The organism is Rhodococcus sp. IEGM 1341 (assembly GCF_030056895.1).
GTDB lineage: Bacteria > Actinomycetota > Actinomycetes > Mycobacteriales > Mycobacteriaceae > Rhodococcoides.
Genome location: NZ_JASHKV010000001.1, coordinates 1281170 through 1298386 on the forward strand (window position 1 = coordinate 1281170; position 17217 = coordinate 1298386).

Consider the following 17217-nt stretch of genomic DNA (forward strand, 5'->3'; position numbering starts at 1 on the left):
ACCTACCTTCGTCGAACGCCGAGTCGCGCGCGACGATGCTTCCACACCCGTGTAACCGATCGGTTTCGGCGACTTACGATGATGGGAGTCGACGAGGAGCAAGACACACATGGCCACACAGCGCGATGCGCTACCGCTCGATTCCGTCGCTGCGCAGTCGGCTTCGGACGCCGGCGGACTCGACGTCGCTCTGCTGGGCAGCTTCCTCGAAGTCCTCGCCGACGCCGTCGATGCCGGCGTCCCACTGAGCCGCCCGCAGCTGCACGAGTTCCGAGCGCAGGGTGATGCCGCTGCCCGCGCGGGCGTCGCACTGCGGGCATTGCTGGATCTGTATCTGAGCTCGGCGTGGCGACTGTGGCGCGAACTACCCGCTGTCGTCGCCGCTGCGGAGGACCCGGCTGGGGTCGTCACGGCAGGCGAGGTGATGCTGCGCGCGGTCGACGACGCGGTGGCCGAACTGGCCGAGGGATTCCAGCTCGCCCGGCGCACTCTCGTGCGAGCCGAGGTACTCGCCCGCCGTGAATTCGTCGACGATCTGCTCTCGGGCACCTCCGATGTCGCCGGGGTGCTCGGGCGGGCGCAGACGTTCGGTCTCGATCTGTCGAGTCCTCATGTGGTGGCCGTGGTGACGTCGACCAAGCCCTTCACCGACGCCAGCTCTGCCATCACCCTCGTCGAGCGCAGCGTGCAGGGCAGCAAGGGCGACGCCGAGTTGCTCGTGGCCACCAAGCAGGACAGGTTGATCCTGGTGTTCCCGGCACCCGACCTCGTCGCCGTCGACCACGTCCTCGACCGGGTGGGACGGGCCCTCGGTACGTCCACATCGACCTCGAGCGAATCGGTCGATCTACGTCGTAAGGGGGAATACGGCCGGACGCAGATCGGGGTCGGCCGCCCACGCAGCGGGGCGGTCGGTGTCGCGGCGTCGTACCGGGAAGCCCTCGACGCACTCGATCTCGCAGCCTCGCTCGGATTCGACGCATCGGTGGTCGATGCTCGTGATCTGCTCGTCTACCGCGTCCTGATCAGCGATCGCGCGGCGATCGCCGATCTGGTCGACACGTTGTTGACACCGTTGCTGAGCGCGCGAGGCGGCGCGGGTCCACTGCTGGAGACGTTGCAGGTGTACTTCGACACCGGTGCGAACACTGCATCCACCGCGCGCCGCATGCATCTGTCGGTACGGGCGGTGACCTACAGGTTGTCGCGAATAAAGGATTTGACCGGGCAAAATGTGGGCAACCCCGTCGAGGCATTCGCGCTGCACACGGCGGTGCTCGGAGCGAAGTTGCTCGACTGGCCCGAGGTCGGCTCGTCGTCGTGACTCAGCGGGGCCGCTGAACTTGCCGTAACCCGGCAACGAAATCGGTCGAAACGTGTCCGCAAAACGACCATGCCTGCAGGAAAGCGAACAGTCACACTGGAGTAGTCGCGGAAAGACGCAGTATTTTCCGCCCAGGCCCGAACGTACGGCCGGAAAAACGGCAAGACGAAGACAGACGAGAACGAGAAGGAGCGTGTGAAGATGGCGTCGTTGACACAGAAGTTGACATCGTTCGCTCGCAGCCCACAGGGCAAGAAGATGATCGACCAAGCACGTCGGTACGCAACCAAGCCCGAGAATCAGGCGAAGTTGAAGCAACTCGGCAGCAAATTCACGAATAGAGGTGGCCGTTCATGAACGTCGTCCCCTGGTGGGCATGGGCGGCATTCGGTGCCGTCGTCCTGATCCTGTTGGCCATCGACCTGTTGGCACACCGCGGTGCCCACATCATCGGTTTCAAGGAAGCCGCATGGTGGAGCGCACTGTGGGTCGGCGTGGCCATCATCTTCGGCATCGTGGTGTTCTTCACCTTGGGCACCACGGCCGGCGTCGAATACACGACGGCCTGGTTGCTGGAGAAGAGTCTGTCCGTCGACAATCTCTTCGTCTTCGCGCTGATCTTCGGCTACTTCAAGGTTCCCCGTGAGTACCAGCACCGCGTGCTGTTCTTCGGTGTGATCGGTGCCCTCGTCTTCCGCGCGATCTTCCTGGCCGCCGGTGTGGCCATCGTCAGCAAGTTCGCTGCCGTTCTGTTCGTATTCGCCGCCATCCTGCTCTACAGCGCATACAAGCTGATGAAGGACGAGGACGACTCGTACGACCCGAGCACCTCGATCGCAGTTCGTTTGCTTCGCAAGATCATTCCTGTCCGCGACGAATACGAAGGCACCAAGTTCTTCGTCAAGGAAGCAGGCAAGCGAGTGGCCACGCCGCTTCTCGCCGTCGTGGTGGCCATCGAGGCCGCCGACCTGGTCTTCGCAGTCGACAGTGTTCCGGCAGTTCTTGCGGTGACCGACGACCCCTTCATCGTCTACTCCTCGAACGCGTTCGCCATCCTCGGTCTACGCGCCCTGTACTTCCTGCTCGCGGGGTTGCTCGAGAAGTTCCACTACCTGTCCAAGGGACTGGCGATCATCCTCGCCTTCATCGGCGTCAAGCTGATCCTGCAGGCCGGACACAAGGTGATCAGTACCTCGATCCCCGAGATTCCCTCGCTGGTCAGCCTGGTGGTCATCATCGTGGTCCTGGCAGGTTCGATCATTCTGAGCCTGAAGAATCCCCCGAAGGAGGACGAAGCAGACGCCATCGACAAGGTCGCTGCCGACAGCCCGATCGTCGATCCGACGGACGGAACCTCCTCGGCCGGCACCTCGCCGACCGGCACGTCGAGCACGGATTCACCGCGACTCGACAAGCCCTGACCCTTCACCACACATGCCCCGCCGATTCGATTCGGCGGGGCATGTTTGTGTTCCAGGGGGATGGGGCAATCACTGCACATGGCTGAAAAGAACTCGTACACCGTTCCCGGACTCACCTCGGAAGTGGGCGCGCGCGTCGCCGCGATCCTTCAGGATCGACTGAACGCCTACAACGATCTCCACCTGACCCTCAAGCACATTCACTGGAATGTCGTCGGTCCCAACTTCATCTCGGTACACGAGATGCTCGACCCGCAGGTCGAAGCAGTTCGCGGATTCGCGGACGACGTCGCCGAGCGCATCGCAACCCTCGGTTCCTCGGCCAAGGGCACACCGGGCACCATCGTCTCCGAGCGCAGCTGGGACGATTACTCGATCGGTCGCGCGACGGCCATCGAGCACCTCGGTGCACTCGACCTGGTCTACACCGGAGTCATCGAGACCACTCGGAAGAACATCGAAGAGGTCGGCGAGATCGACCCGGTGACCGAGGACATGCTCATCGGCCAGAGCGCGCAGCTCGAACTCTTCCACTGGTTCGTGCGGGCACACCTGGAGAACTCCGGTGGCCAGCTCTCGACCGCCAACGCGACCAGCGAGGTCGACGCGGCGAAGCAAGCAGGCTAGACACTCACGCTTTACGCACCGACCCCGCCGTCAACCGGCGGGGTCGGTGCTTTTTCGTGGACCGGCGTCAGTCGGACGGTCTCGCTTCGTGCCCGCTGCGGCCGTGGGTTCTACGCTTCTCCTTCATCTCGGCCTCGAACACGTGGCGACGTCCGTCGAGCAATTCGTCTCGGACGGCCCGCTCGTGCTCGCGCAACGGGCCCCAGTATCCGTCGTCGAACTCCTCGACGAGCTGGAACGTCCAACGCCCCGGTGCGATGTTTCTGCCGATCATGTCCGTGTCGATTCGCTGCGCGATCGCGTCGTGATCTGCCTCGGCGAGTGCCTCGACGGCCTCACCCAACAGCAGGTCCGAATGCCCCATCAGTTGGTGGAACGAGTACAGGTGTCCCCGGGCCCGCTCCACACACTCGAGTGCCTCGGACAACTTTCCCACTGCGGCCACGGTCACATCGTCCACTCCGCTCGGGCGCCGGTGTTCGGGTGAGGGCATAGCGGGGGCGGAGTGCATATCGGTATCTGGGTCCATGGCCGTCGATTACCCGAATCGGGCCGGCAGAACCCGCCGCATGTGCAGTTCATGATTACCGACGTCGATCACGGGTATAGCTACTCGTGAACGGATAGACAATCGATTTCGAGGAGTTCACCATGGCTGATTTCATCGACAAGGCAAAGCACAAGGCAGAAGAGCTCGTGGGCGAAGCCAAGGAAAAGATCGGCCACAAGACCGACAACGACGATCTTGCTGCCGAAGGCGCAAAGGATCAGGCGTCGGGCAAGACCAAGCAGGTCGGCGACGACGTCTCGGACGCCGCAGGCAACATCAAGGACAAGTTCAAGAACTGATCGTCTCGATCGGTCGTAACGAAACCCCGCACCCAGGCCCCGGCCGTCGAGGGTGCGGGGTTTCGTCGTTCCCGGTCCCTCGTCAGATCGGCGGATTCGGCAGCGGCATGGGACGTCCGAACATCCAGCCCTGACCGAGGGTTGCTCCCAGAGACCTGGCGCGACGCAGATGCCTGCGGGTTTCGATTCCTTCGGCCAGCAGAACGGCGTCGCTCGAACCGACGTAGGCCCGCACCTGTCGTATCGCGGCGCGTGCGCGGTACGGGGACCTCACGATCGACGCGTCGAGTTTGACGATGTCCGGCGCGACCGAGGCCAACAGTGCCAACGTTGCAGGCGTGGCACCGACGTCGTCCATGGCCACCGAGATGCCGCGAGCGCGGGCTCCTCGAACCAGAGCCATCAGCAACGGCACGTTGCGGTCGAGGTCTCGCTCGGTGATCTCGAGGACGACGTCGAGGTCGTCACCGATCGCGTCGAGGTGGATGTCGACGTCGCGTTCGTCGGCGAAACAGCCCGGCTCGATGTTGAGAAAGAAACGCACCCGACGCGAGTAGGCGCGTTCACGCGCCGCCCGCAGCGCGGCGGCGCGACACGCGACGTCGACGCGACCCACCAGTCCGCGCTCTCTCGCCAGCGCGAACACGTCCTCGGGCACGGCCAGGCTCGGAGACGGCCACCTGGCCAGAGCCTCGTATCCGACGACTGTCCCGGTGGCCAGTTCGACGACGGGCTGAAACAGAGCGGCAACGGACTCCACCGAATCGAGCGCCGCCGATGCTGCGAGCACCGCGCCGTCCGGCGCGGTCACAGTGATCGCTCGTCCACCGGAACGCGACGGGCCTCGAGGCGGTCGGCGATCAGAGCAGCGTGCAGTCTTCGCAGTCCGGACGGCTTCATCGGATCGAGTCCGGTGAGCTGCTCCACCCTTTTGAGACGGTAGTCGACGGTGTTGGGATGCACCGTCAGCCAGGTGGCCGTCTTCTTTCGGTTGGAGTCCGAATCGACGAATGCTTGCAGCGTCGGCAACAGGTCGACCGAATCGCGCAACGGATCGATCAGTGTCACAAGGTGTTTGCGCCCCAGGCCCGGCCTGCTCACCTGGTACTCGAACACGAGATCCGAAATCCGGTACGTCCCCGGTGCGTATCGGAGCCGACGCACGAGACTCAGCAGTTCGTACAGGTGAGGCGCGGTAGCGGCGATGTCGTCGATCGCGGCCGACCCGGTTGTCGCAGTCACCGCCACCTGACCCGCGTCGGCCAGACGATCGATCAAGTCGCCGACGTCGACGCCGGGGACATCGGGCAGCAGGACGGTTCCGCCGGTGGGACTGATCGACGCGATGGGCACGCAGTCCGCGTCGAATGTGGCCAGCGCGGTGTGTATTCTTCGCAGTTTTCGAGCCGCCATCATCGCCGCGTCGATCCGACGGCCACCTTCGTCGGCATGGGCCGGAAAGTGCAGGGCGACAACGTGATAATCCTCGGCGAGCAGCGTTCCCATCCGATCGGCGATCTTGCGAGCCGTGCCGTCACCGGTCAACAGCGCGTCCAGCAGTTCCACGTCGTGACGGGGGCCGTTCTGAGCCAGCGTGCGAAATTCCGTCAGGTAGGCATCGGACACGGCCGCGGTGACGACGTCCAACAGTTCCATGACCAGGACGGTTCCGTCGGCGAGTCGATCGTCGGCACCCCCGTCGCCCGGGCGCGGTGCCTGTCGCACAGCCAGTGCGCAGCCCTCGTTGACGGCATGTTGGATACGGCCGAGCGGTACGCCATCTCGGGCCCACCGGGTCGCTGCGTCGCGAAAGACGTCCATCGCACCGGGTATCGGTAGCCGCCCGGATTCGAGTACTCCGGTCGCCAGTTCGCAGCAGGTCGTCGTCATGTCGTCGAGTTCGCCGCGGGCGCACTCACGCGGCGGTGGTGTGTCCTCGGGCTCGCCGAAGTACTGATCCAGCATGCGTGCGGCAGTCTCCCTCGGAGTCCGCAGACGATCGGACGCCCGTCGCCCACTGACGTATTCCTCCTGCGACACGTGCACGCTTTCCGTTGCCGTCACCGAAGACCCCACCCCTCGAACCTCGAAACCTACTTCAGGTTTGTTTCCCCCCTACGAACTGTAGAACACCAATCAAACCTGGGGATTGTTTTTCCGAATATATCCGGCAGTCCGTTCGGATTCGGGTCGTCGGTGCTCAATTGTGACGATCTCTCACATACGACTCGGCGGTTACGGGCAGATTCCAAACGCCCGACAGGAGAACGAGAATCACCGAAATCCGCGCTTACTGTTCCGCCTTGTCCAACAACCCTCGTCGAAAGTCAGGCTCCATGACCACTTCTCGGTCCACCTCCCGCACGACGCGGAAGGCAACGACGGTGCGCGCCGCGATGATCGCCGCAATGGCGTGCTCACTCACCCTCGGTACCGGTGTCGCAGCACAGGCACAGCCCACCACCGCACCTGCTCCGCCCGCCACCGTGCAGGGCGACACGGTCGTTCCGCCCGGCCCGACCGAGGCTTCCCCCAAGGCCGCCGACCAGGGCATCGCCCAGCCGAACATCGAATCCGCCGCTCCCGCGACCATCACCTACGACCCACGGACCGAGACCACGGGTTACGGACCGGAGCAGAAGAACTTCCTGGCCGGATTCCTGTACAGCATCGTCAACCCCAATGTCGCACCTCAGGGTGCCAACGACTGGAACTGCAAGCCGTCGGCAGCGCATCCACGTCCGGTCGTGCTGCTGCACGGCACGTGGGAGAACGCCTACAACAACTTCGCTCGGATGTCGCCTGCGCTGAAGAAGGAGGGCTACTGCATCTTCGCGCTCAACTACGGCGACCGGGACTCGAGCATCGTCGGCAATCTCGAGTCGCTGCGCGGCACGGCATCCGTTGCGTCGAGCGCGAAGGAGATCGCGACCTACATCGACGCCGTGCGCGCCGCCACCGGGTCCGCTCAGGTCGACATCGTCGGCCATTCCCAGGGTGGACTCGTGACCCGCCAGTACCTGCGCTTCGAGGGTGGTGCCAACCCGGCCGACCCGACGAAGAACAAAGTGAACACCGTCGTCAGCGTCGCCGGGTCGAACCACGGCACCACACTCGTCGGTATCGGCACTCTGGGTCGCACGATCAACAACCTGGGCCTGAACGTACTCGGCGTCGTCGGGGCCATCGCCGGACCCGCCGCCTCGGACCAGGTCATCGACTCGGATCTGGTCAAGGGATTGGCAGTGGGCGGTGACACCGACCCCGGCATCAAGTACACCGTGATCGGCACCAAGTACGACGAGGTCGTCACCCCGTACAAGACGACGTTCCTCACCGCCGGTCCCGGTGCCACCGTCAACAACGTCACCCTGCAGAACGGTTGCGAGATCGATCTGTCGGACCACCTGTCGATCTCGGTCTCGCCTCGCGCGATCGGCATCGTGAAGAACGCACTGGATCCGAAGGGCTTCCCCACGAGGTCCATCCCGTGCGCATTCAACTCACCCATCACCGGCGGCTAGTCACCGGCGAGCAAACCTCGGTGAGGGCGATCGGCTGCGGAGGCCGATCGCCCTCACTGTTGCGCGGGGCCGTGCCGGTCCGAGCGAGTCAGCCGGCCGTGCGGCGGATCCCGGAGCCGTCGAACTCGACGAGTCCGCGAGCCGCGAAGGCGTCGAGCCATCCGATCATCGGCCACCGCCCCCATCGGTCGAAGAACGTGCGCGCGTTGGCGACGATGTCGTCGAGATGTTCCACCGGAGGATCGGAGACCGGATGGAACTGGTGATAGGCGTGAGCCCCACCGACCCACCGCAACCCCATGCGCGACGCCTCCGCGGTGGCTGCGAAGTCGGTGTCCTCACCGCCGTAGCCGGTGTAGTCCTCGCAGAAGCCGCCGAGTTCGGTCCAGGTCGTTACCCCGACCGCGAAGGACAGCGACCAGAAGAGATCGAAGTTGTCTCCGCGCTCGACGGTGCCGACCGGCGGGTTCGGCCGCGCCGGGTGCGGTGCGGTCAGCAACGTCAGAGCCTTGCCCTCCGCACCGATGTCCTTCTCTTTCAGATAGGTCACCGGGCCGCAGAGCAGGGATCGCTCGTTGCCGGGCAGCGTTGCCGCACGGCGGTACTGCTCGATCATGTTCGGGCCCGGAATGCAGTCAACGTCCAGGAACACCAGCAGTTCCGCGCCACGTTCGATTGCTGCGGCCGCGCCTCGATTGCGGGCGCGGGCCAGCGGCAGCGGGGTCTGCGGGGGCATGTCGATGCACGTCGCCGCCGAACCCGATCGTGCGAGCACGTCTTCTATCGCGTCGTCGCCCATCGAGACCACGACGTGTTCGACCTGCTCTTCCGATGCACTCAGACCGCGCACCTGAGCGGCCAGGTGCTCGTGCCGACCGGACACCACGGTGACGACGACGGTCTTCACTGTCGCGCCGTTCGAGGTGCGGCCTGCTCGATCGCCCTGGCAGCACGTGCGGGTGCGCCCTCGGTACGCAACGCGGACCACCGCCGGCCACCGATCTCGAGAGCGCGATCGGCAGCAGCATGCCATCGCGCGACGGACGGCCACGAGTCGAGAACCTCGGCGAACGGGCCGCCCGCCAGCGCCGCGGCGGTGGCATGCTGCTCGTCGAAGGGACGGGCCTGCGGCACGACGATGGCCGGCGCGCCCGAAGCAGCGACGTCGGCGACGGCGTTCTGGCCGGCGTGCGTGACGACGAGTGCCGCCGAACACAGCACCGGCCACACGTCGTCGACCCAGTCGCCGCCTGCGACGCCGAGTGCGCGGAACTCGAAGCGGCCGTCCACCGCCGACCACGAGTCCACCAGGTCTCGGGTCAGCGCCGTGCCACCGGCGGCGCCCAGAACCACCACGGTCGGATCGGCGTGGGCAGTGTCTCGCTCACGTTCGGCGAACCGGCTGATCGAGCCTGCATAGGTGGTCTTCTCGGCGAAGGGCCGCAGCCAGGTCGGGTCGTAGACCTCGCGGGACCACGGTGCGACGATGTGGGTCGCAGCCCGGTAGGCGAGGTTGTGGATCGGATCATCCCGCTCCCCCGGTATCGCCATCACGATCACGCGAACACCCATGAGCCGCAGGAACATCGCTACTTCCACCGATACGTCGACCACCACTGCCCGCGGTCGCTCGCGCGCCACCCACTCCGCGATGATCGCCATCCGTTCGGTCAGACCGTCCACGTCGTGGGGAGCCCAGTGCAGCACCCCTCCAGCCGAACTGTCCACCGCCGCATCGCCTTTCACGGAGTCGTCCACGTCGAGAGGAAGCGAGATCCACTCGGCCGCCGCATGCGCTGTCGGTCGAGCACGCGAGGACAACACCGTCATCGGCTCGGCCATCGACCGTGCGATGGCGTCGGAACGGGTGATGTGACCGACCCCGTGGTGGTGCGCGTAGTAGCCGATCATGCGATCGCGAGTCGGTCGTCCACCGAGTCGACCGCCGCGGCCAGAGTCGAGTGGTACAGCGCCTCGTACTCGTCCACCATCCGGCCCATCGAGCACACCTTCTCCGCCCGGGCCCGGACGTCGGACCTCCTCAGCGCTGCCGCCGCGGGGATCGCTGCGGCGAGGCCGTGTACGTCGTCGGCAGCCACCAGCACTCCCGACGAGCTGTCCACGATCTCCGGTATGCCGCCCCTGGCGAACGCGGCGACGGGAGTGCCGCAGGCCAGCGCTTCGGCGACCACCAGGCCGTACGGCTCGGACCAGACCGGCGAGACCAGCGCGACCTCGGCACCTGCCACCAACGCCGCCAGGGCGGGCTGATCGAGGTGTCCGACGTACCGGATGTTCTCGTCGAGCATGGGTTCGACGAACTCGTGAAAGTACTCGAGATTGCTCAGCGGACCGGCGATACGCAGCGAGCGCCCTGCTTCTTTCGCAGCCGCGATGGCCAGGTGCAGCCCCTTCTCCGGGACCACCCGACCCGACCACACCACGTAGTCGCCCCCGGTGCCGAACGGCCAGTCCTCCAACGAGATTCCGTTGCGAATGACGACGGTTCCGGCGGTGACATCGGCCCACTGCGAGGCGGCGAACTCGCTGACAGCGGCAAAGGTGTTGGCACCCGGAGGAGCCAACGCAACCGCGGACTCCAGCCACGCGAACGGAGGTGTGTGCAGTGTCGTCACCATCGGTACCGACAGCGTCGCCGACATCGCCAGCGGCAGGTAGTGCAGGCTGTGGTTGTGCACGATGTCGAACGACCGAGACAGCGTCCCGGCCAGTTCCAACATCACCGCCAGATACGCGTGATGCTCACGGATCGCGGTGGGAGTGATCGCCACGTCGGCGATCGAGATCGGCGTCAGATCCAACGTTCGGACCGGCAGCATCGTTGCGTCCAGGTCGACGCTCGATCCGTCTGCAGCGAACAGACTCACCTGATGTCCACGCTCGGTAAGCGCGCGCACCAGGTTGTAGACGTGCGCCTCCAGACCGCCGGCGAAGGGTTGTGCCACTGGAAAACTCGACGACGCCAACACCGCGATGCGAAGTGGGTTCTCGTTCAACGCATCTCCTTTGTCACTGCTGAATAGATCGCGGCATGAGTTGCTGCGATTCGCTGTCGTTGCTCCGCGCGAACGCCCGAATCGAGCGCAGGCGTTCGATCGGCGTGCGCTGCTCGCACGGCAGCAACGAGGGTTTCGGGATCGAACGAATCGATTCCCATTCGGAAACTGTGCACCCGGGCCTGATCTGCGTAGAAGCCGCAGTCCGACGCGACCACGGCGGTCCCGAGATCGCGGCAGGCCTCGAGCCAGCCCGAGTGTGTTCCGAATCGATAGGGCAACACCGAGACATCGATCGACGACAGATAGTCCCACAGCGCGTCGTCGTCGAAACGTTCGTGCACGCGCACGTCGACATCGGGAAAACTCGTGTAGTCCAGCAACTTTGCGCCGACCGTCGGGCTGTGCCAATGGCTGGAGGACTCGAACACGTCCTCGTCGATGTCCAACCGGACAGTGGCGTCGGGCAGCGATCGTGCGGCCTCGACCACGGCATCCATCACAGCCAACGGGTCCATGTTGGACCGCAGGTTCTTGGCATGGACGCCGATGACGAACGAGTCCGACTCCGGGCGCGGCAGTGTCATCCGCTCCAGCGGCACGACGTGCGGATGGTCCACCACTGTTGCCTCGACGCCCCACCGATCGTGAATCCAGGCAGCGGCTCCCGCGGTGAGGGTGATGACGGCGGCGGCAGCGGGAATCAGTACGTCCAACTGTCGCAGGTGATCGGCGCTGTCCGCGAAATGGGGATTGTGCAGGTCGTGAACCGTCAGAACCAACGGCTGCCGGTGGGCGCGCAGATGCTCGACGGTGCGGGTGAGTTCGTCGGCCGTGAAGGACTCGAACCCGAAATGCACGTGCAGCACATCGAAGTGCACGTCGGTCTGCTCGGCGAGCCACCGAGCATCGAGCAATCGTGGGGGCCACCACTGGCCGGGTACATCGACTCTTACCGGGGCAGGATCGGGCAGCACGATCACCGCCGGGTCGACGGACATCTCGTGTGGGGCGGCACCGACGACGGGCTGCAGGTGTCGGACATAGGCGTGCGAGGACGGAACCGATGCAACGCGAATCATGAATTCCTTCGGGTACAGGCAGGTGGATCGTGCCTGGTCCCGACACGCGATACGTAGCCTGTACCCAGTTGGTGCCGGGTTCAATCGGGGTTGGCGAAGCCCGTCCGCCGGGTCTACGTTGACGAGAGAATGGTCCAACAAGAACGATCACACGACGTCGGGGCAAGCATGGACGGTCGCACCCGCCATTACGGCGAATTCTACGGACTGGCGGACGACGCCGAGAAGGACGGACCGCTCCTGCTCGTCTGGGGAAATTGCCAGGCCGAGGCACTGCGCATCCTCCTCGGTTCCGACCCGGCCATGCCGCTGCGGACGGTACGCATCCCTCCCGTACACGAGCTGGAAGCCTCGGACCTGCCCCACGTCGACCGCCTCGTGCGCCAGGCGTCGGTGCTGCTCACCCAGCCGGTTCGAGCCGGCTATCGGTCGCTGCCACTGGGGGTACCCGATCTCGCCGACGCGCTCGCACCCGGCGCCACCGTGGTCCGGTGGCCGGTACTCAGATACGCGGGGCTGCACCCCTTCCAGGTCATCGTTCGACACCCGAGCGACCCCGCTGCCGTCCCGAACATGGTGCCGTACCACGACTTACGGACGATTCTCGCCGCCCGTCGCGGCCTGAGCGGCGACGAGGACTGGGATCGACCGGTCTCGGACGACGGTCTGCGACAGGCAGCCGAGGCGAGCCTCGACGAGTTGCGCCGACGCGAACGCCGAGACACCGACATCGTTGCCTCCGACCTGTTCGCAGATGCCGGGATCGACGCCACCCACACGATCAACCATGCGACCAACGTGGTGCTCGGCGCTCTCGCCCAGCGGATACTCGATCAGTTGGGGACCGGGAGCACGGTGCGAGATCCGGGACGCGAACTGCTCGGCGGCGTTCGCGCGCCCGTCGAGGGGCGAGTGCTGAATGCTCTGGGTCTGCAGGGTGATTCGCGGCCGAACTGGTCGGTGGACGGCGCTGCCGTGTCGCCGGATTCCGTTCACCGCGCGCACCTGCAGTGGTACGCGGATCGTCCCGAGTTCGTCGATGCGGCGCTGGAACGTCACGCCGAATTGATCCGTACCCTGGAGCTAGCACCGTGACCGGGACGGTACTTCATCTCGTCATGGGGCCCGACGAGCACGGTGTCGTCCGCTGTGCGCACGAATTGGCCTCCGCCACAGCCAGTCCGGTGATATCGGATCTCGAGCAGCTCCCCCTCGACAGTGCGATCCACGTGCACTTCACCGACCGGTTGTTCGGCCGTACTGCAGAGGCGGCGGCGGATGCTTTCGTCGCCTTCGCGCAGCGGCACCGCGCACCGATCACCGTCACGATGCACGATGTCCCGCAGGCATCCGACGGCCACGCATTCGAGGCGCGGAAGAAGTGCTACCGGCGGGTGGCCGATTGCGCCGCTGCCGTCGTCGTCTCCAGCATGCACGAGCGGCTACTGCTCGACGACGTCCTGGACGGTGGAGACGACGTTCGGGTGATCCCGCTTCCGATCGGACGCGCGGAGCCACGAACCGAAGACCGCGTCGCCCCGCGAAAACTCGTCGGCGTACTCGGATTCGTCTACCCGGGTAAAGGGCACGAGGAGGTGCTCGATGCCATGACGTCGCTGGACACCGACGTCGACTTTCTCTCGATCGGGTCCGCATCACCGGGCCACGAATCCATGATCGACGAACTCGGCCGTGCTGCAGAGCAACTCGGCCGGTCGTTCACCTCGACCGGTTTCGTTCCCGATGCAGAGCTGAACGAGATCCTGCGGTCGATCGCGATTCCCGTCGCGTTCCACCGACACGTGTCGGCATCGGGTTCGATCAATTCCTGGATCGCGGCCGGCCGTCGACCACTCGTCCCGCGCGGTCGGTACGTGGAGGAAATGGAGACCAACTCCCCCGGGGCGCTGTGGATTCACGAGAATTCGGTCGACGGCCTCGCGTCTGCGATGGCGGAGGCTCTGCGCCATCCCGACAGGACCTGGCAGAACCGCGACGTGGTCACCTACCCCACGCTCGAGCAAGCAGCCGTGCTGTACCACGCACTGTTCGACGAACAGTGTGCACGAACGGCAGACCAGCTACCCGACGGCCGATGGGTGGTTCCGGGCAATCGGTGGGATCTCGCCGAGCCGGTCGATCGGGAACCGCGAGTGTCCGTGGTGATCCCGTACTTTCGCCAGCAGCGTCAGCTGGAGTTCGTACTGACCGCGCTGACACTGCAGAGCTACCCGGCCTCGCTGCTCCAGGTGATCGTGGCCGACGACGGGTCCCCCGATGCACCGGACGTCGACGGCTTCCGGACGGACCTGGACATCACCGTGGTTCGACAGGACGATCTCGGCTTTCGTGCGGCGGCAGTACGCAACCTCGGCGCATCGGTGGCCGACGGGGAGATTCTGTGTTTTCTGGACGCCGATACCGCCCCCGAACCCGGGTACATCGCGGAATCGGTACGGCTGACAGGGGCGGTTCCCGATGCCCTCGCCGTGGGTCGGCGACGCCATGCCGATCTGACGGGCTGGTCCGCCGAGGACGTGGCCGGGTGGTTCGGCGGCGAATTTTCCGCACCACCGGAGTTGTCGGAGCCGGGGTGGCTTCGGGACGGGTATTCCCGCTCGCGAAACCTGCTCGATGCCGATCGGCGTTCGTACCGGTTCATCATCAGCGCCGTCATGTCGTGCAGCCGTCGGCTGTTCTCGGAGATCGGTGGATTCGACGAGACCTTCGTCGGCTACGGCGGAGAGGACTGGGAGTTCGCGCATCGCGCCTACGACGCCGGTGCCGTCCTGGCGCACCTGCCCCGAGCGGTCGCCTGGCACGACGGACCCGAATGGGCCGAGCGGACGGGTGGGGATCGCGAACGCAAGAATCTCGAAGCGCTGATGCTGTCCTCGCGCATCACCGACCCTGCGGCTCGCACTCACGGCCTCGTCTACGCCGTGCCCGAGATCGTCGTGGTCGTCGAGTGCGCCGGACACAGCTCTGCCTCGCTGCTCGCCACGGTCGGTTCCGTTCTGCGCGAGCGAGATTGCGCGGTGTGGCTGGACGGTTCGGACGCGGCGTCGTTGCGAGAGCAGTGGGGCGACGTGGACCCACGCGTCCATCTGGGTCGGCCCGGCGACACCGGCCGCAGCCACATGGTCGTACACGTCCGCGGACTCGTACTGTTCGGTGAGCACGCTCTGCGCCGAATGCTGGCAACCGGTGCCGATCGCATGACCGTGGACGTCGGGGGCTGCGGTGTCGTCGAGTGTCGCAGTTCGCGGTCGAGTGCGCGCGCGGCGCGGTGGGCCGATGAGCTCGGTCGTGATCGGCTCGATGCGGCCGAAGGCCTCTTCGGGCACATGCACCGCACGGCCGTCGAATTCGGGATCTCGACCGGTGAACATCAACCGAATCTGTCCTGGTGAAGGGAAGTACGGTGCGGCGGCCACTGATGGAAGAATGGATGTCCGCGCTCGTCGGGGACGACGTAACAGCAAGGTCGGGTGAACAATGAACAGAACGCTGTATTCGATGCTCTGGATGATGGCGATCATCGCCCTCATCGCATTGATCTGGGGCACAGTCGGTTACGTGTACGCCGACGAACATCCTCTGCGCCGTGCGGCGTTCGTCGGTGGCGGAGTGTTGATCTCGGGCTGGCTGATCGTGCTCGCTGCCGTGGGCATCAAGATCTCGCGACTGAAAGCGCGGCGGAGAGCGAGCAACTCCGACGACGACCGATAGTCCGGCTGCGGTGCGGATTGAGAACGCCGCGGGCGGGTACTCCGCATCGAAGTCTCGACGCGCAATCGCCGGTCACCCGCTCGTCGAGTTCCTCTCAGTCAGTGCCGAGCAAGGGTTCTCGATGGTCAATCAGCGCAGTACGTCGAAGCAGCAGGGTGTGCCGGTACGTCCGGCGACTCGCGAGGAGTATCTGTCGACGTGGTCGACGCTGCACAACGGCATCGATCCTTCTGCTTCCGGGTTGGTCTCGGGTTGGCTTCGCGTCGTCTATGCGCTGAGCGCGCCGCTGGTCCGCGCGTCCGTATCCGCCCACGCGGTCACGCTGACCGCCGTCGTCGTGGCAGGAGCAGCAGTGGCCCTGTCTCGCCCCGGCACCTCGGCACCACTGATCGCGGCTGTGCTGATCGTGATCTCCGGCCTGCTCGACGGTATCGACGGTGGGGTCGCGATGATCGGTCGCTCCCAAACTCAGTGGGGGTACCTGCTCGATACCGTCGCCGATCGCTGCAGCGACCTGCTGCTCCTGGCGAGCGGTCTTGCGCTCGGAGCACCGATGCCGCTCGTCCTCGCGGTCGGTGTGACGACAATGCTGCACGAGATGGCCCGTGCCCGCGCGGTCGGTTCCGGCATCGAGGATGTCGGTTTTCTGACGGTGTGGGAGCGCCCCTCGCGGGTGATCGCGGCTGCGGTCACGGCGACGGTTGCCGGTGCCGCTCCGGCCGCCGCCGGATCATCGGCGACGATCGGAATGTCGGTGACGTGCGCGCTCGCAGTCGTCGGGTTCATGCAGTTGATGTTTGGGCTGCATCGACGGGCCGATCGAACTCGGCGGTGACCAGCCAGCCGGCCAGAGCCAGCACATGGAACACGAACATCCACAACATCATTGCCACTCCACCGCCGATCGCGGTGAGGCCTCCGAACGGCGCACCCAGGTCCACCGGTATCGCCAGGAACAAGATGAATCCATGGACGAATCCGGTGACGATGGACGAGGTGACGAGTGATCCGACGATCAACGCCCGCCAGCCCACCGCACGTGGCGCAATCACGCGATAGGTCCATGCCAAGGGGACGGACAGGATCACCCACAGGCAGTTGAAGCCGAGGAAGACGCGCGCCGCCATGGCACCGATTCCGCCGCCACCGGTCGTCGCTTCGAGCAACCACGCTAGGCAGAGGACGCCTGCCAGCAAGACAGGCGCTGCGGCGAAGAACGGCACCATTGCCAGCCGACCCCGCCAACCGGTGAACGATTCTCGGATCGGAGCGAACCGCACGATCGCCCGGCGCAGGCCCTCCCCGTAGAACGTCGCGGGAAAGATGGCGATCAGGACGCCGATCGGGCCGAGTTCGATTCCGGCAGTGGCCAGTCCGTCCACGGCCGCGCGAGCACCCAGGGCGTCGGGCAACAACGCCGAGATGGCGTCGAAGCCACCGCGCACCCAGTCGGCCGACACCAGCAGAGCGCAGGCGCGGATGGTGAGGAGCAACAGCGGCACCACGGCGATGACGGCGTAGAAGGTCAGTCCGCCCGCGATCAAGGTGGTGTCCTCGCGGGCGAACCCGGCTTTGATTGCCTCGACTCCCCGCGCTGCCCTGGTGCGTATCGAGGTCATCTCGTGCGGGCACCGAAGTACA

Annotated in this window: 18 protein-coding genes; 10 read left to right on the forward strand and 8 right to left on the reverse strand. The window is 65.5% G+C overall.

What is annotated here, in order from left to right; translation table 11 throughout:
• Window positions 1–109: 109 nt before the first annotated feature.
• The 4 genes from QM615_RS05655 (at window position 110) to QM615_RS05670 (ending at window position 3372) form a co-directional block, all read left to right on the forward strand.
• Entirely contained in the window at window positions 110–1324 is a 1215-nt protein-coding gene (locus tag QM615_RS05655) for a PucR family transcriptional regulator (RefSeq protein WP_094686563.1), read from the forward strand.
• A gap of 201 nt (window positions 1325–1525) precedes the next feature.
• A complete protein-coding gene (locus QM615_RS05660) occupies window positions 1526–1681 on the forward strand; it encodes a hypothetical protein (protein WP_179275604.1) in 156 nt (51 codons plus the stop codon).
• Window positions 1678–2745, forward strand: a complete 1068-nt coding sequence (locus QM615_RS05665; RefSeq protein WP_149405273.1) for a TerC family protein — start codon at window positions 1678–1680, stop codon at window positions 2743–2745. Before QM615_RS05660 ends, QM615_RS05665 begins: the two co-directional genes overlap by 4 nt.
• A 78-nt stretch (window positions 2746–2823) precedes the next feature.
• Window positions 2824–3372 carry a Dps family protein gene (locus tag QM615_RS05670; RefSeq protein ID WP_032397614.1) on the forward strand — a complete coding sequence of 183 codons (549 nt, stop codon included), beginning with the start codon at window positions 2824–2826 and terminating at the stop codon, window positions 3370–3372.
• 67 nt (window positions 3373–3439) lie between these two features.
• On the opposite strand, the gene QM615_RS05675 is transcribed toward QM615_RS05670, so the two are convergent.
• Complete coding sequence (locus QM615_RS05675) at window positions 3440–3883, reverse strand: hypothetical protein (RefSeq protein ID WP_149405614.1); 444 nt, start codon at window positions 3881–3883, stop codon at window positions 3440–3442.
• 140 nt (window positions 3884–4023) lie between these two features.
• Between QM615_RS05675 and QM615_RS05680 the strand changes: the two genes are divergently transcribed.
• Complete coding sequence (locus QM615_RS05680) at window positions 4024–4221, forward strand: CsbD family protein (RefSeq protein ID WP_068050352.1); 198 nt, start codon at window positions 4024–4026, stop codon at window positions 4219–4221.
• Window positions 4222–4303: 82 nt separating this feature from the next.
• On the opposite strand, the gene QM615_RS05685 is transcribed toward QM615_RS05680, so the two are convergent.
• The gene (locus QM615_RS05685) at window positions 4304–5032 is read right to left on the reverse strand and encodes an EAL domain-containing protein (RefSeq protein ID WP_262498276.1); all 729 of its coding nucleotides are present in this window, start codon (window positions 5030–5032) and stop codon (window positions 4304–4306) included.
• Window positions 5029–6285 (reverse strand): PucR family transcriptional regulator, encoded by a 1257-nt coding sequence (locus QM615_RS05690; protein WP_262498275.1) that lies wholly within the window; start codon window positions 6283–6285, stop codon window positions 5029–5031. The genes QM615_RS05685 and QM615_RS05690 overlap by 4 nt, the downstream gene beginning before the upstream one ends.
• A 272-nt stretch (window positions 6286–6557) precedes the next feature.
• On the opposite strand from QM615_RS05690, the gene QM615_RS05695 reads away from it, so the two are divergent.
• Window positions 6558–7745, forward strand: coding sequence for an esterase/lipase family protein (locus QM615_RS05695; RefSeq protein ID WP_149405272.1), 1188 nt, complete (start codon window positions 6558–6560; stop codon window positions 7743–7745).
• 88 nt (window positions 7746–7833) lie between these two features.
• On the opposite strand, the gene QM615_RS05700 is transcribed toward QM615_RS05695, so the two are convergent.
• The 4 genes from QM615_RS05700 to QM615_RS05715 are packed head-to-tail and all read right to left on the reverse strand — an operon-like array spanning window position 7834 to window position 11844.
• Window positions 7834–8652 carry a glycosyltransferase family 2 protein gene (locus QM615_RS05700; RefSeq protein ID WP_149405271.1) on the reverse strand — a complete coding sequence of 273 codons (819 nt, stop codon included), beginning with the start codon at window positions 8650–8652 and terminating at the stop codon, window positions 7834–7836.
• Window positions 8649–9656 carry a glycosyltransferase gene (locus tag QM615_RS05705; protein ID WP_149405270.1) on the reverse strand — a complete coding sequence of 336 codons (1008 nt, stop codon included), beginning with the start codon at window positions 9654–9656 and terminating at the stop codon, window positions 8649–8651. The genes QM615_RS05700 and QM615_RS05705 overlap by 4 nt, the downstream gene beginning before the upstream one ends.
• Complete coding sequence (locus QM615_RS05710; protein WP_149405269.1) at window positions 9653–10762, reverse strand: glycosyltransferase; 1110 nt, start codon at window positions 10760–10762, stop codon at window positions 9653–9655. The genes QM615_RS05705 and QM615_RS05710 overlap by 4 nt, the downstream gene beginning before the upstream one ends.
• Complete coding sequence (locus QM615_RS05715) at window positions 10759–11844, reverse strand: glycosyltransferase family protein (RefSeq protein ID WP_149405268.1); 1086 nt, start codon at window positions 11842–11844, stop codon at window positions 10759–10761. Before QM615_RS05715 ends, QM615_RS05710 begins: the two co-directional genes overlap by 4 nt.
• 168 nt (window positions 11845–12012) lie before the next feature.
• Between QM615_RS05715 and QM615_RS05720 the strand changes: the two genes are divergently transcribed.
• From QM615_RS05720 to QM615_RS05735, 4 genes are all read left to right on the forward strand, one after another.
• A complete protein-coding gene (locus QM615_RS05720) occupies window positions 12013–12939 on the forward strand; it encodes a WcbI family polysaccharide biosynthesis putative acetyltransferase (protein ID WP_262498274.1) in 927 nt (308 codons plus the stop codon).
• Window positions 12936–15257: a glycosyltransferase gene (locus tag QM615_RS05725; protein WP_262498273.1), complete on the forward strand. Its 2322-nt coding sequence runs from the start codon at window positions 12936–12938 to the stop codon at window positions 15255–15257. The genes QM615_RS05720 and QM615_RS05725 overlap by 4 nt, the downstream gene beginning before the upstream one ends.
• 85 nt (window positions 15258–15342) lie before the next feature.
• A complete protein-coding gene (locus QM615_RS05730; RefSeq protein WP_231893824.1) occupies window positions 15343–15576 on the forward strand; it encodes a hypothetical protein in 234 nt (77 codons plus the stop codon).
• A gap of 10 nt (window positions 15577–15586) precedes the next feature.
• Window positions 15587–16411, forward strand: a complete 825-nt coding sequence (locus tag QM615_RS05735; RefSeq protein WP_149405266.1) for a CDP-alcohol phosphatidyltransferase family protein — start codon at window positions 15587–15589, stop codon at window positions 16409–16411.
• Here QM615_RS05735 and QM615_RS05740 read toward each other — a convergent pair.
• A complete protein-coding gene (locus QM615_RS05740; RefSeq protein ID WP_149405265.1) occupies window positions 16359–17195 on the reverse strand; it encodes a YihY/virulence factor BrkB family protein in 837 nt (278 codons plus the stop codon). The genes QM615_RS05735 and QM615_RS05740 overlap by 53 nt on opposite strands.
• Between the last annotated feature and the right edge of the window lie 22 nt (window positions 17196–17217).

Bases quoted from the DNA above. Each gene is read 5' to 3' on its own strand.
- QM615_RS05740 (WP_149405265.1), bottom strand. From the start codon at position 17,195: ATGACCTCGATACGCACCAGGGCAGCGCGGGGAGTCGAGGCAATCAAA.
- QM615_RS05675 (WP_149405614.1), bottom strand. From the start codon at position 3,883: ATGCACTCCGCCCCCGCTATGCCCTCACCCGAACACCGGCGCCCGAGC.
- QM615_RS05730 (WP_231893824.1), top strand. From the start codon at position 15,343: ATGAACAGAACGCTGTATTCGATGCTCTGGATGATGGCGATCATCGCC.
- QM615_RS05715 (WP_149405268.1), bottom strand. From the start codon at position 11,844: ATGATTCGCGTTGCATCGGTTCCGTCCTCGCACGCCTATGTCCGACAC.
- QM615_RS05680 (WP_068050352.1), top strand. From the start codon at position 4,024: ATGGCTGATTTCATCGACAAGGCAAAGCACAAGGCAGAAGAGCTCGTG.
- QM615_RS05705 (WP_149405270.1), bottom strand. From the start codon at position 9,656: ATGATCGGCTACTACGCGCACCACCACGGGGTCGGTCACATCACCCGT.
- QM615_RS05660 (WP_179275604.1), top strand. From the start codon at position 1,526: ATGGCGTCGTTGACACAGAAGTTGACATCGTTCGCTCGCAGCCCACAG.
- QM615_RS05670 (WP_032397614.1), top strand. From the start codon at position 2,824: ATGGCTGAAAAGAACTCGTACACCGTTCCCGGACTCACCTCGGAAGTG.
- QM615_RS05655 (WP_094686563.1), top strand. From the start codon at position 110: ATGGCCACACAGCGCGATGCGCTACCGCTCGATTCCGTCGCTGCGCAG.
- QM615_RS05695 (WP_149405272.1), top strand. From the start codon at position 6,558: ATGACCACTTCTCGGTCCACCTCCCGCACGACGCGGAAGGCAACGACG.
- QM615_RS05665 (WP_149405273.1), top strand. From the start codon at position 1,678: ATGAACGTCGTCCCCTGGTGGGCATGGGCGGCATTCGGTGCCGTCGTC.
- QM615_RS05720 (WP_262498274.1), top strand. From the start codon at position 12,013: ATGGACGGTCGCACCCGCCATTACGGCGAATTCTACGGACTGGCGGAC.